This window comes from Aromatoleum diolicum (assembly GCF_012910955.1).
In the GTDB taxonomy this organism is placed as follows: Bacteria; Pseudomonadota; Gammaproteobacteria; order Burkholderiales; family Rhodocyclaceae; genus Aromatoleum; species Aromatoleum diolicum.
Genome location: NZ_WTVQ01000001.1, coordinates 12,331 through 24,876 on the forward strand (window position 1 = coordinate 12,331; position 12,546 = coordinate 24,876).

The following is a 12,546-nucleotide window of genomic DNA, read 5'->3' on the forward strand; positions in this document are numbered from 1 at the left end:
GTCAGACTGGCAAAGGGGTGCGTGCTACCACGCGGTTTTCCACGCGGGCGGCGCCATGGGACTTGAGTGTACGGGCGAGTTCGTCGAGGGTCGCGCCGGTGGTCATCACGTCGTCGATGACCACCACTGTCTTGCCGCGAAAAGACACGTCACAGCGAAAAGCCCCGCGCATATTGACGCGTCGCTCGGTCCACGGCAAGGATGCCTGCGCAGCGGTATCGCGCACCCGGCACACACCGTCCAGTTCAAGCGGCAATTCCCATGCCCGCGCCAGCGGGCGCGCAATCTCCGCCGCCTGATTGAAGCCACGCTGTCGCAAGCGGTTGAAATGCAACGGCATCGGCACGATCACGACCTCACCTTCGGGCGGGCTCAGCGGCTGCAGCGCCTGCGCGAAGAAGCCCGAAACCGCGAGCCGGTGTCGATACTTGAGGGCGCGGACCAGCCGATCGACGGGAAACACATACGACAGGGCCGCAAAAGTCGCATCGAAGGCGGGCGCCTGACGCTGGCAACGCCCGCAGATCAGGCCGCCATCGACGGGAATGGCACATACCGGACAGGACGGCAATTGATGCGGCAAGGCGTCGAGACAGGTCGTGCAGACCAGGCCAGGACCAGCACGGTGGCCGCAAACGAAGCAATCATTGGGCAGCAATTTCTCGGCAAGGAGCCCCGAAGCATCGCGCAGCAGATCGAGCAGGTTTGACAAGATTTCAGCGAATGAAGGAACATGGGAAGCTTCGCATTACATCCCGGAACAGCTTTCATGACAATGACTTCCTCGTGCCAGAAACAAGACATCCCGGCCCCAGGCAAGGCCATTCACCGCAAGAAATGGGCCGTCGCTGAGGTCGAGGCACTGTACGAGCTGCCGTTCATGGACCTGGTGTTCCGCGCCCAGCAGGTGCACCGTGAACATTTCGACGCCAACGCCGTCCAGCGCTCGACGCTGCTATCGATCAAGACAGGAGGCTGCTCGGAAGACTGCAGCTACTGCTCGCAATCCGCACGCCACAAGACCGAACTCGAGCGCGAACAGCTGATGCGCGTTGCGGAAGTCGTCGAGCAGGCCAAGGCCGCGAAGGCCAAGGGCGCGTCACGCTTCTGCATGGGTGCCGCGTGGCGCAGCCCCAAGGAACGCGACATGGCGGCCGTGCTCGCCATGGTGCGCGAGGTGAAGGCGCTCGGGATGGAAACCTGCGTCACGCTCGGCATGCTCAAAGGCGACCAGGCCCTGCAACTGAAGGACGCCGGGCTCGACTACTACAACCACAACATCGACACGGCCCCCGAGTACTACGACAAGGTGATCACCACCCACACGCTCGCAGACCGTCTCGACACCCTTGACCAGGTGCGCAACGCCGGCATCAATGTATGCTCCGGGGGCATCGTCGGCATGGGCGAAGGACGCTCCGGTCGCGCCGGCCTGCTGGCCCAGCTCGCGAACATGGATCCGCCGCCCGAGTCGGTGCCGATCAACAACCTCGTCGCCATCCCGGGCACCCCGCTCGCCGGTGCCGAAAAGCTCGACCCGTTCGAATTCGTGCGCACCGTCGCCGCCGCCCGCATCATGATGCCGACCAGCATGGTGCGCCTGTCCGCCGGCCGCGAGCAGATGAGCGACGAACTGCAGGCGCTGTGCTTCATGGCCGGCGCCAACTCGATCTTCTACGGCGACCGCCTGCTGACCACCGACAACCCCGGCGCCGACCACGACGAGGCACTGTTCGCGCGGCTCGGCCTGCATCCGTTCTGAAAGACTGCGGGCACGCCCGATGGCCGATGACGCCGACTTCGCTCTCGAACGCCGGCTCCTGATCCGGCGCTTCGGCCGGGCCGCCGCGACCTACGACGAGGTCGCGGTGCTCGCCCGCGAGGTCGCGCGGCGCATGGACGAACGGCTCGACTACATCCGCATCGAGCCCAAGCGCATCCTTGACCTGGGCTGCGGCACGGGCACCGATTTCGATATGCTGGGCAAGCGTTTTCCCGCGGCGCAGCGCTTCGGTGCCGATTTTGCGCTGCCAATGCTTGAGCGGGCACGCGGCGAGCGCGGCCTGCTGAGTCGCCTGCGCGCGCTGGGCCGGCCCACACCGCCTGCCCTCGCCTGCGCCGACGCGACAGCGCTGCCGTTCGCACGCGCCAGCATGTCGCTGGTGTGGTCGAACCTGATGCTCAACTGGCTCGCCGACCCCTTGCCGGCGCTGCGCGAAATGCATCGCGTGCTCGAAGTCGACGGCATGCTAATGTTTTCCACGCTGGGCCCCGACACCCTGCGCGAATTGCGCGCCGCGCTGCCTGCCACGCGGGGCGAGCGCGTGCATCGCTTCATCGACATGCATGACCTCGGCGATGCGCTGGTACAGGCCGGCTTTTCGGACCCCGTCATGGACATGGAAGTGCTGACGCTGACCTACCCGGATGTCGATGAACTGCTGCGCGACCTGCGTCAGTCGGGCAGCGCCAACGCCAGCACTGAACGTCCGCGCGGACTGGCCGGAAAGGTCAGCTGGGATGCCGCACGCCAGTCCCTCACTGCGCTACGCCGCGAGGGCAGACTGCCCGCCACCTTCGAAGTGATACAGGGCCATGCATGGAAGGTTCAGCCCAAAACCACTGACGACGGCCGCGCGGTGATCCGTTTCCAGCCCCGCCCGGCAAAGGGGTAAGGGCGGCGTGAGCCACGTACCCGCAGGACCAGTATGGTTGTTCGACCTGGACAACACACTGCACAACGCCAGCGCACATATCTTCCCGCACATCAATCGCAGCATGACGGCCTACCTCGAGCAGCATCTGTCGCTGAGCGGCGAAGAAGCCAATGCGCTGCGCATCCATTACTGGCATCGCTACGGCGCCACGCTCACCGGCCTGGTGCGGCACCACGGCACCAACCCGCATCACTTCCTCGAAGCGACACATCGCTTCGACACGCTGCACGCCATGATGGTGTTCGAACGCGCCTTGGGCGCGCTGCTGCGCCGGCTGCCCGGCCGCAAGATCGTGTTCTCGAACGGCCCGCAGCGCTATGCCGAAGCCGTCCTCGACGCCATGGGCATGCGGCGGCATTTCGATGACGTGTATGGCATCGAACGGATGCGCTTCCAACCCAAGCCAGGCGTCCAGGCTTTCCGCCATCTGCTGCACGACCACCGACTCAAGCCGCAGCGCTGCATCCTGATCGAGGATTCGGCGGACAACCTGCGCACCGCCAGACGCCTCGGCATGAAGACCGTGCTGGTCGGCCGCGGCGCGAAAAGGCCGGCCTACGTCGACGTCAGGATCTCTTCCATTCTCGATCTGCGCCGCGCAGCCGGCCGATTGCTGCCCCGTTGACGGGCCGGGGCGGTGCCCTCAGAGCTCGGCCTTCAGCCAGCGCGCCGCATCCAGTGCGAAATACGTCAGAATCCCGTCTGCCCCGGCACGCTTGAACGCCAGCAAGGCTTCCATCACGCAGGCTTCCTCTGCCAGCCAGCCGTTCGCGATGGCCGCTTTCAGCATCGCATACTCACCACTGACCTGATAGACGTAGGTCGGCACCTGCAGTTCGGACTTCACCCGGCGCACGATGTCGAGATAGGGCATGCCGGGCTTCACCATGAACATGTCGGCCCCCTCGGCGATGTCGAGTGCGACTTCGCGAATCGCTTCATCCGAATTCGCCGGGTCCATCTGATAAGTGTACTTGTTACCTTTGCCGAGATTGCCGGCCGAACCGACTGCGTCGCGGAACGGGCCATAGAAGCTCGACGCGTACTTGGCCGAATATGCGAGGATGCGCGTGTGAATGCGGTTGTCGCCATCCAGCTCGGCGCGGATGCGTGCCACGCGCCCGTCCATCATGTCCGACGGCGCCACCACATCGGCCCCCGCCTGTGCATGGCACAGCGCCTGTTTCGCCAGGGCCTCGAGGGTCTCGTCGTTAAGCACGTAGCCGCGCGGATCGTCGGGGTCGATCAGGCCGTCCTGACCGTGGCTCGTATAGGGATCGAGCGCCACATCGGTAATCACGCCCAGTTCGGGAAAGCGCGCCTTCAGCGCCTGCACCACGCGCGGCACGAGGCCATCGGGATTCCATGCCTCTTCCGCACCCTGCGTCTTGCCCGCCGCGTCGATCACCGGAAACAGCGCCAGCGCCGGCACGCCCAGCGACACGGCCTCTTCGGCCACGCGCAGCAGATTGTCCAGCGACACGCGGGTTACACCCGGCATCGACGGCACGCTCTGGGTGACATTACTGCCCTCGAGCACGAACACGGGGTAGATCAGGTCATCCGCAGAGAGGCGTGATTCGCGCATCAGGCGGCGGGAGAAATCGTCGCGGCGCATCCGCCGCATGCGGGTCACGGGAAAATTTCCGGTAGGGCGCATGTTCAATCCAGTTCCAGTAACGAGTATATGACTAGAAACATCCGGTAACGAAATCAACGGGGAACTTCCCGGGAGGGCATCAACTCTTATTTTCCAGATGGTGATGAGCCATCTCCCGCTTCACCTCCCTGAGCGGGTGCCTTAATCCCGTTAAGGCGTTCGACCCCGGGCTTTATCCCCTTTAGCCCGGGGTTTTTTATTTTCCGGCCGCACGCAACTGCGCAGTGGTCGGGATTGCCGGCAGATCCTCCGTTGGCAAGTTCAGCCAGCCGGCGACCTTGTGCTCAACCTCTTCCATGCCGATCTTCTTCAGGCTCGAAAACAGCTGCACGCTGATTTGCGGCCCCAGTACAGCCACTTCGCGACGCACTGCAGCCAGCGTTGCGGCAGCTTCATTGCGCGATAGCTTGTCCGATTTGGTCAGCAGGGCATGAATCGGACGCCCGCTCGGCACGAACCAGTCGATCATCTGGCGGTCCAGCGGCGTCAACGGATGGCGAGAATCCATGATCAGCACCAGTCCGATCAGGTTTTCGCGCTTGCGTAGATAGTTCTCCAGCAGACCCTGCCACTGCCGACGAATGGCTTCGGGGACCTTGGCGTAGCCGTAGCCCGGCAAGTCCACCAGCACCGCGCCGCAGTCCAGACGGAAGAAGTTGATCAGCTGAGTGCGTCCCGGCGTCTTCGATACGAATGCCAATCGCGTATGATCGGCCAGCGTATTGATGGCACTCGACTTGCCGGCATTCGAACGCCCCGCGAATGCAATTTCAGGGCCGTTCGCAATGGGCAGATCACCTGATTTTGCGATGGAAATTTCAAATTTTGCGTTGCGGAATATGGGCATCGGGGAAACAGTCGGGAACGCGGATTGGTTTGCGGGATGGCCCACATTGCATCGCGCAAAACGGGGTACCTAGTATAGAATACCGCGTTTGCGATAACCACTCACGGCTTTCTGAGGACACCATGATCAAGCGTTCCCTGCTGCTCTCGCTGCTGCTGGTTGCAGGCGGCCTTCACGCCCAAGACCAGACTCCCGACCTCGCCAAGGCGAAACAGACCGCCGAGACTCTCTGCGCGGGATGCCATGGCGCCGACGGCAACAGCCCGATTCCGGTCAACCCTAAACTGGCGGGCCAGCATCCTGACTACCTGTTCAAGCAGCTGAAGAACTTCAAGGGCTGGAACGGCAAACCGGCAGAGCGCGAGAACCCGATCATGGGCGGCATGGTTGCCGCACTTGAAGAGGCCGACATGAAGGCGCTGGCGATCCATTTTTCGTCGCAAACCCTGCAGCCCGACGCGGCGAAGAACGCCGAACTGGCCAAGCTCGGCCAGAATATCTGGCGCGCCGGCATCCCGACCAAGGGCGTCCCCGCCTGTGCCGGCTGCCACGGCCCGGCCGGTGCCGGTTTGCCCGCTCAGTACCCGCGCCTCGCCGGTCAGTATGCCGATTACACTGAAACGCAACTGAAAGCGTTCCGCGACGGCGTGCGCAAGAACGACCCGGCGCAGATGATGCAGACGATCGCGCTGAAGATGACTGACCCGGAAATGAAAGCCGTCGCCGACTACGCTGCGGGCCTGCGTTAAGCGTCACTGACCTCACCAGTGGGAAATCCCGGAAAGGGGTGGTCTGACCACCCCTTTTTCTTTTCCACGAGGCCGCTCGGACCTCACCGTCCGACCCGAACACCTGTTTGCAGTGCAGCCATTCACCCGTAGCAGCAGATGAGACGATAATGGGCGCTCCAAGTACGCGCTCGCCGCGTGGCCACTGGGCCGTCGCATCAAGGAAGGAGAGTCATGGAACAGAAACCCGGGAGTCCTCGCGCCACCCGCTCGCCGAATCTCACTGCCGCCGAGGCACGCCGGGCGATCCTTGAACGCCTGGCGCCGGTCTCGGGCTGGGAGCGCGTCAACGTGCGCGGCGCCTTGGGCCGCGTGCTGGCCGAGGACGTGATCGCACCATGCAACGTTCCGGCGCACGACAACTCGGCCATGGATGGTTATGCCGTGCGCTTCACCGACCTGGACGCCGCGGGCGAAACCACGCTGAGCGTGGTCGGCACCGCGTTCGCGGGCAAACCTTTTTCCGGCATGGTGGGGGCCGGCCAAGCGGTCCGGATCATGACCGGGGCGCCGATCCCGCAAGGAGCCGACACCATCGTGGTACAGGAAGTGACGCGCTCCGATCAGGGCAAGGTCTTCATCCCGGCCGGCCAGCGCGCAGGACAGAACCTGCGGCGCGCGGGCGAGGATCTCGCTCTCGGGAGCGTGGCGCTGCCGTCCGGCAAACGCTGCGGACCGGCCGAACTGGGCGTGGTCGCTTCACTCGGAATCGCCGAAGTAACAGTCCGTCGGCGCCTGCGCGTGGCGTTCTTCTCCACCGGCGATGAACTCGCCTCAATCGGCAAGCCGCTGGCGCCAGGCGAAGTGTACGACAGCAACCGCTACACACTGTTCGGCGCACTCTCGCGTCTCGGCTGCGAATTGCTCGACATGGGCGTGGTGCGCGATGACCCGGCGGCCCTCGAGGCGGCGTTTCGCGAGGCGGCGTGCAGCGCTGATGTGATTCTCACCAGCGGCGGCGTGTCGGTCGGCGAGGCCGACTTCATTCGCGAACTCGTGAATCGACTCGGTGAAGTCGCCTTCTGGAAGATCGACATCAAGCCCGGCCGGCCCATGGCTTTCGGCCGCGTCGGCGACGCCTGGCTGTTCGGCCTGCCGGGAAATCCGGTGGCCGTGCTCGTCACCTTCTACCAGTTCGTGCAGGACGCCCTGCTCGCACTGTCGGGCGTATCCCCGCTGCCTGAAGCCGTGATGCTCGACGCCATATGCCGCGACACCATCCGCAAGCAAGCGGGACGACGCGAGTTTCTGCGCGGCCGGCTCACGTTGACCGATGGCCGCCAGACCGTGCAACTGGCCGGTGCGCAGGGCTCCGGGATTCTAAGATCGATGTCGGAAGCGAACTGCTTCATCGTCTTGGCCGAGGATCGCGGCGACGTGACTGCCGGCGAGGCGGTGCAGGTCCAGGTTTTCGACGGTCTCGTATAACGCAGCCCCCAACAGGACGAACACCCCATGACCCAGGACGAACTGAAGAAAGCCGCGGCCCTTGCGGCGCTTGACTATGTCGAGGATGGCATGATTGTCGGCGTCGGCACCGGCTCCACCGTGAACCACTTCATCGACGGGCTGGCGGCAGTCAAGGAGCGCATCGCCGGTGCGGTATCGAGTTCGGAAGCCAGCGCGCGGCGCCTTCAGGCGCATGGCATCGCGCTGTTCGATTTGAACGACATCACCGATCTGCCCCTATACGTCGACGGTGCCGACGAGATCGATCACGGATTTGCGATGATCAAGGGCGGTGGCGGTGCGCTGACGCGCGAAAAGATCGTCGCGGCGGTGGCCAGGCGCTTCGTCTGCATATGCGATGCGACGAAGCTGGTCAGCTGTCTTGGGGCTTTCCCGCTGCCGGTGGAAGTTGTTCCAATGGCGCGCGCATACGTCGAACGCGAACTCGCGCTTCTTGGCGGCCGCCCAATGCTGCGCGAAGGCTTTGTCACCGACAACGGCAACGTGATTGTCGACGTTCATGGGCTACGGATCACCGAACCACGGCAAGTCGAGAGCGAGATCAATCAAATCACCGGCGTCGTAACCAGCGGACTGTTCGCACGCCGCGGAGCCGATCTGCTGTTGCTGGCGACACCGAACGGCGTCGAGCGGCGCATCGCGATCGAATCGTAATACTCTCGCGCGTCACCGCAACATTAACGTCACATTCAACTGCTAGCCTCGCGCACTCCACCGGACCGGAACGATGACGATGAACAAGCACACGTATTCTCAATTTGATACCGAACTGGAAGCGATCCGGAAACGCCTGCTGGAGATGGGCGGACTGGTGGCGCAGCAGTTGACCCGCGCGATCGACGGCATCGGCACCAACGACATGCAGTTGCTTGAGCGGGTCATCGCGGATGACCGGCACGTGAACGATGAGGAAGTCGCGCTCGACGACGCCTGCATTCACGTGATCGCCCGTCACGCACCGACTGCGGGCGATCTGCGCATGGTGATGACGATGATCCAGATGATTACCGACCTCGAGCGCATCGGCGACGAGGCGAAGAAGATCGCCAAGGCGGGCCGTCAGATCGTCGACTCGGAATCGATCTTCGTGCCAAAGGTCGAATTGCGCCATGTCTCCAACATGGTGGTGGAGATGCTGCACGGGGCTCTTGACGCCTTTGCCCGCATGGACCCGTCCTCGTCGGCCGAGATCGTGCGCAAGGACAAGGAAGTCGACGCGATCTTCAAGGGCATCATGCGCCAGCTGATCACCTACATGATGGAGGACCCACGCCTCATCACCCGTTCGCTCGACGTGCTGTTCATTGCCAAGTCGATCGAACGGATCGGCGACCACGCCAAGAACGTGTCGGAATACGTGGTGTATATGGTCAATGGCCGCGATGTGCGCCACGAAGGCGTCGAAGCCCTGGAGCGGGCGGCCGGACCGCGCTGAAGGCGACGGCGCCGCATAGCCCGGCCAACAGAAAGCAAAAGGGATGGCCGCGGCCATCCCTTTTGCTTTCCCGAGCGGCGTCTCGCTGGGAAAATTCAGTTCGCGGGAGGCACGTAGCCACCGACGCTGTCGGCGCCGCCACCGAAGAAATGCTTTTCCATCTGCTCCGCGAGGTACTTGCGCGCGCGCGCGTCCATCAGGTTGAGCCGGTTCTCGTTAATCAGCATGGTCTGGTACTTGACCCACTGCTGCCAGGCTTCCTTCGAAACATTTTCGAAGATACGCGCACCAAGCGCACCCGGAACCGGGGGCAGATCCAGCCCTTCCGCTTCACGACCAAGCTTGATGCAATTGACCATACGGGCCATCTTTCAATCCCCTCTGCGATTGGGTTCATCGGAATCCGAAGTCCCCATTCTAGCGGATTCATCGCTGCCGCTCGCGGCCATGGTCCATTGATCGCGGCCACTGCTCTTGGAACGGTACATTGCCTGGTCGGCCACTGCGATCAGCTGTTCTGCGGTGCTGGCATGGTGCGGGAAGATCGCAATGCCGAGGCTTGCGGTCAGCCCTACGGAGCGGCCACCAAAGTCGAACCGCAAGGCCTCGATGACTTCGAGAATCCGTCGTGCAAGTTCGCACAGCTGGGTCTCTTCGGTATCCGGCACCAATACGGCAAACTCGTCTCCGCCAAGGCGGCAGAACATCTCGTTGCGCCGGATCACGTCTCCAACCGCACCCGCCAGTCCGACCAGCACCTCGTCCCCGGCCTGGTGACCGAATTCGTCATTGATGGGCTTGAAGCCGTCGAGGTCGATCGCCACCAAACCGACCTGGACACCGCGGCGTGACGCGTCCGCCAGCAGGCGAGTCAGCTCCTCGTGGAAACGCCGGCGATTGAACAGGCCCGTCAACGGATCATGCTCGGCCAGCTCTACCAGGCGCTCGGCCGTGCGGCGCTGCTGCGTCACATCCTCGTAGATCCAGACGCGTCCGATGCCACGCCGCCCCTGCACCGCCTCGACCACCGCGGCGATATCGGTGACGATGCGACCGTCGCGGAAATGCACTTCATAGGGCTCGCTGACGACAAAGGTTCGCAAGACCGCGTCGATGTGTTCGATGTAGGCCTCGGGTTGCTCGATCAGCTCCGCAATGCGGCTCTGCAATACCACGTCGCGCATGCCAATCAGGTTTTCGTCCGGCGGGAAGCCCCAGATATCGAGCATCGCCCTGTTGCAATAAAGCACCCGGTGATCGCGATCCATGAACAGGATGCCGAGTCGGATGACATTCAGCAGTGCGGACAACCGTTGGCGCTCATCATTGGAGCGAGCCAGATAACGTTCGCGCAGGGCCTGCGCACGACGCAGCTCGGTGACGGTTTCGAGCAGTTTGTATTCGGTTTCCTTGCGCGCCTGAATGTCCTCGGCGGACATGCGCAGTCCCGCCGGATGAGCGGAATGCTTGCCCAGCGGACGCCAATGACAGGCCACCCAGCAGATACGTCCATCCTCGCGCAGCAGACGCATCTCGAAGTCTTCGCCCGCACTGCCCTCGGCGACCCGCTGCGCCATGCGCAGGCAGTAGCGGCGATCCGATTCGTGCACCATCAAGGCCAGGGCATCGGGCGCAGCCAGGCAGGTTTCGGGCGTCCAGCCGGTCAGCCGCTCGATTGACGGACTGATCCACATAAGCCGACCGCTGACGTCGAACAGGGCTTCGACGCAGTACACGCCTTCCGCAATTTCACGCAATTGGCACACACCGGTCGTCGCGGCCTCGAGACGCGTCAGGTGGTCACATTCTGCAGTCACGAATGGGGCCTGCGTGAGACTGACGCGCGCATCCAGCGTATCGAGCCGCGAACCGATGGCAGCGGAGTCGCCCGCACGCAGACGGGCGCGATTCACCATGTGGCAGCGCGCGGCAAACCCGACCAGGCCGCCGATGGTCGCCATCACCAAGGCGATGCCAAGCCAGGCGCCAAGCGCGCCGGAATACATTCCCACCACCGCAGCGACCCCGGCGAGCAGGCTCGCGACGATGCCTGCGAGGAGAGGCACCAGTCGTGGGTCGGAGGAATCTTTCATGCTTGCGCTCCGGCGCCCCGGAACGCCGCGCACCATCCGCAAGACAATGCGCAGTAGGCGTTCATAGCGACTTGACGAACACCTTGGAGCGGCGCTGATAGTTGTACAACTCGCGCTTCTGCCGCGGCAATGCTTCGGGCCCGATTTCGCTGAAACCGCGCTCGCGGAACCAGTGTGCCGTGCGTGTCGTCAGGACGAACAGGCGTTCGAGACGCTGCGCGCGCGCGCGTAACTCGATACGGCGCAGGAGCTGGTCACCGAGGCCCGCGCGGCGATATTCGGGCGTCACGGCCAGGCAGGCGAGCTCCGCGGCGCGCTCATCGGAGAACGGATACAGGGCCGCGCAACCGACCAGCACCCCATCGTGCTCGATGACCGAAAAGCGATCGACCTCCTGCTCGAGCAGTTCGCGACCGCGCCGCACCAGCGTTCCGTCGGCCTCCATCGGCGATATCAGCGCAACCAGTGCGGCAACGTCCTCGACACCTGCATCACGCAAGCGGAACAGCGGATCACGCGACACCACCGTGCCAACACCGGCGTGGGTGAAGAACTCGAGCAGCAGGCCGCCGTCCTTATCGTAATCGATCAAATGCACGCGCGACACGCCGCGCCGCACGGCGCGAATCGCGCACGGCAGGTATAGATGCAGGTCCTCGGTCAGCCCTTCACCAGCCTTGAACATGCGCTCGGCTTCGTCCGCGGTCACGGAATCGATCAGACGTTGTTCCGAATCCAGCAGACCGGGCGCATCGCACAGATAGATCAGTTTTTCCGCCTTTACCGCGACAGCGACGGTTTCGGCGACTTCTTCCATGCTCAGGTTGAAGATCTCGCCGGCCGGCGACACGCCCAGCGGCGAGATCAGCACCACGTTCTGCTGATCGAGATCGGCGTTGATCTCCTCCGCGATGATCTTGCGCACCGCCCCGGTGTACTGGTAGTCCACGCCGTCGACCACCCCGACCGGCCGCGCAGTGATGAAGTTGCCACCGGTGACGCGCATGTAGCTGCCCGCCATCGGCGTATTCGGCAGGCCCTGCGACAGCAGGGCCTCGACCTCGATGCGCGTCACCGCCATCGCCGCCTTGACACATTCGAGCGCCGCTGCATCGGTCACCCGCAAGCCGTTGTGAAAGCGCGGCTCGAGACCGCGCCGCGCCACTTCCGCGTCGATCTGCGGACGCGCACCATGCACGAGCACCAGGCGGATACCTAACGCGGCGAGCAGATTGCAGTCATAGGCAAGGCTTTGCGCGCGGGCGCCCCCGGCGACTTCACCGCCAAAGGCAAGGACAAAGGTCCGCCCGCGGAAAGCATGAATATATGGCGCCGCGCCGCGCACCCACGCGACGAACTGTTCGGTCGAGGCGGCCATTTCGGTCGCCGCAGGGTTTGGGTTCGTAGTGCCGTTCAAGTAATCACCGTCTTGAAATCATGTGCCGCCGCGGAGGCTACCCGTGCGACGGTGTATTCGCTCGCCTCATTCTAGCGGAATAGTTTCGGAAACGCGCCGTGGCACCGCGATCCATTACC

Annotated in this window: 13 protein-coding genes; 7 read left to right on the top strand and 6 right to left on the bottom strand. The window is 63.7% G+C overall.

Annotation, left to right across the window (positions count from 1 at the left end; genetic code table 11):
• Position 1: 1 nt before the first annotated feature.
• A complete protein-coding gene (locus GPA25_RS00085) occupies positions 2-712 on the bottom strand; it encodes a ComFC family protein (RefSeq protein WP_246265127.1) in 711 nt (236 codons plus the stop codon).
• Positions 713-769: 57 nt separating this feature from the next.
• On the opposite strand from GPA25_RS00085, the gene bioB reads away from it, so the two are divergent.
• The 3 genes from bioB to GPA25_RS00100 are packed head-to-tail and all read left to right on the top strand — an operon-like array spanning position 770 to position 3,342.
• The gene (gene bioB, locus GPA25_RS00090; RefSeq protein WP_169258316.1) at positions 770-1,762 is read left to right on the top strand and encodes a biotin synthase BioB; all 993 of its coding nucleotides are present in this window, start codon (positions 770-772) and stop codon (positions 1,760-1,762) included.
• A 19-nt stretch (positions 1,763-1,781) separates the two neighbouring features.
• Positions 1,782-2,675 (top strand): malonyl-ACP O-methyltransferase BioC, encoded by an 894-nt coding sequence (bioC, locus tag GPA25_RS00095; protein ID WP_169258317.1) that lies wholly within the window; start codon positions 1,782-1,784, stop codon positions 2,673-2,675.
• 7 nt (positions 2,676-2,682) lie between these two features.
• Entirely contained in the window at positions 2,683-3,342 is a 660-nt protein-coding gene (locus GPA25_RS00100; protein ID WP_169258318.1) for a pyrimidine 5'-nucleotidase, read from the top strand.
• A gap of 18 nt (positions 3,343-3,360) precedes the next feature.
• Here GPA25_RS00100 and hemB read toward each other — a convergent pair whose 3' ends face one another.
• Positions 3,361-4,377, bottom strand: a complete 1,017-nt coding sequence (gene hemB, locus GPA25_RS00105) for a porphobilinogen synthase (RefSeq protein WP_169258319.1) — start codon at positions 4,375-4,377, stop codon at positions 3,361-3,363.
• 196 nt (positions 4,378-4,573) lie between these two features.
• Complete coding sequence (gene yihA, locus GPA25_RS00110; RefSeq protein ID WP_169258506.1) at positions 4,574-5,224, bottom strand: ribosome biogenesis GTP-binding protein YihA/YsxC; 651 nt, start codon at positions 5,222-5,224, stop codon at positions 4,574-4,576.
• 122 nt (positions 5,225-5,346) lie between these two features.
• On the opposite strand from yihA, the gene GPA25_RS00115 reads away from it, so the two are divergent.
• The 4 genes from GPA25_RS00115 to phoU all read left to right on the top strand — a co-directional run bounded on the left by GPA25_RS00115 (position 5,347) and on the right by phoU (position 8,917).
• Complete coding sequence (locus tag GPA25_RS00115; RefSeq protein ID WP_169258320.1) at positions 5,347-5,973, top strand: c-type cytochrome; 627 nt, start codon at positions 5,347-5,349, stop codon at positions 5,971-5,973.
• A gap of 213 nt (positions 5,974-6,186) precedes the next feature.
• On the top strand, positions 6,187-7,440 hold the full coding sequence (moeA, locus tag GPA25_RS00120) for a molybdopterin molybdotransferase MoeA (RefSeq protein ID WP_169258321.1): 1,254 nt from the start codon (positions 6,187-6,189) through the stop codon (positions 7,438-7,440).
• A gap of 27 nt (positions 7,441-7,467) precedes the next feature.
• Complete coding sequence (rpiA, locus tag GPA25_RS00125) at positions 7,468-8,136, top strand: ribose-5-phosphate isomerase RpiA (protein ID WP_169258322.1); 669 nt, start codon at positions 7,468-7,470, stop codon at positions 8,134-8,136.
• 79 nt (positions 8,137-8,215) lie between these two features.
• Positions 8,216-8,917, top strand: coding sequence for a phosphate signaling complex protein PhoU (gene phoU / locus GPA25_RS00130; RefSeq protein WP_169258323.1), 702 nt, complete (start codon positions 8,216-8,218; stop codon positions 8,915-8,917).
• Between the two features lie 95 nt (positions 8,918-9,012).
• On the opposite strand, the gene GPA25_RS00135 is transcribed toward phoU, so the two are convergent.
• From GPA25_RS00135 to argA, 3 genes are all read right to left on the bottom strand, one after another.
• On the bottom strand, positions 9,013-9,285 hold the full coding sequence (locus GPA25_RS00135; RefSeq protein ID WP_169258324.1) for an oxidative damage protection protein: 273 nt from the start codon (positions 9,283-9,285) through the stop codon (positions 9,013-9,015).
• 3 nt (positions 9,286-9,288) lie between these two features.
• Positions 9,289-11,010 (bottom strand): sensor domain-containing diguanylate cyclase, encoded by a 1,722-nt coding sequence (locus tag GPA25_RS00140; protein ID WP_246265134.1) that lies wholly within the window; start codon positions 11,008-11,010, stop codon positions 9,289-9,291.
• Positions 11,011-11,071: 61 nt separating this feature from the next.
• A complete protein-coding gene (argA, locus tag GPA25_RS00145) occupies positions 11,072-12,388 on the bottom strand; it encodes an amino-acid N-acetyltransferase (RefSeq protein WP_169258325.1) in 1,317 nt (438 codons plus the stop codon).
• Positions 12,389-12,546 lie beyond the last annotated feature (158 nt).

What these genes read in the sequence shown, in the direction of transcription:
- bioB (WP_169258316.1), top strand. Translation starts at nt 770, where the DNA reads ATGACAATGACTTCCTCGTGCCAGAAACAAGACATCCCGGCCCCAGGC.
- bioC (WP_169258317.1), top strand. Translation starts at nt 1,782, where the DNA reads ATGGCCGATGACGCCGACTTCGCTCTCGAACGCCGGCTCCTGATCCGG.
- hemB (WP_169258319.1), bottom strand. Translation starts at nt 4,377, where the DNA reads ATGCGCCCTACCGGAAATTTTCCCGTGACCCGCATGCGGCGGATGCGC.
- yihA (WP_169258506.1), bottom strand. Translation starts at nt 5,224, where the DNA reads ATGCCCATATTCCGCAACGCAAAATTTGAAATTTCCATCGCAAAATCA.
- GPA25_RS00115 (WP_169258320.1), top strand. Translation starts at nt 5,347, where the DNA reads ATGATCAAGCGTTCCCTGCTGCTCTCGCTGCTGCTGGTTGCAGGCGGC.
- moeA (WP_169258321.1), top strand. Translation starts at nt 6,187, where the DNA reads ATGGAACAGAAACCCGGGAGTCCTCGCGCCACCCGCTCGCCGAATCTC.
- rpiA (WP_169258322.1), top strand. Translation starts at nt 7,468, where the DNA reads ATGACCCAGGACGAACTGAAGAAAGCCGCGGCCCTTGCGGCGCTTGAC.
- phoU (WP_169258323.1), top strand. Translation starts at nt 8,216, where the DNA reads ATGAACAAGCACACGTATTCTCAATTTGATACCGAACTGGAAGCGATC.
- GPA25_RS00135 (WP_169258324.1), bottom strand. Translation starts at nt 9,285, where the DNA reads ATGGCCCGTATGGTCAATTGCATCAAGCTTGGTCGTGAAGCGGAAGGG.
- GPA25_RS00140 (WP_246265134.1), bottom strand. Translation starts at nt 11,010, where the DNA reads ATGAAAGATTCCTCCGACCCACGACTGGTGCCTCTCCTCGCAGGCATC.
- argA (WP_169258325.1), bottom strand. Translation starts at nt 12,388, where the DNA reads ATGGCCGCCTCGACCGAACAGTTCGTCGCGTGGGTGCGCGGCGCGGCG.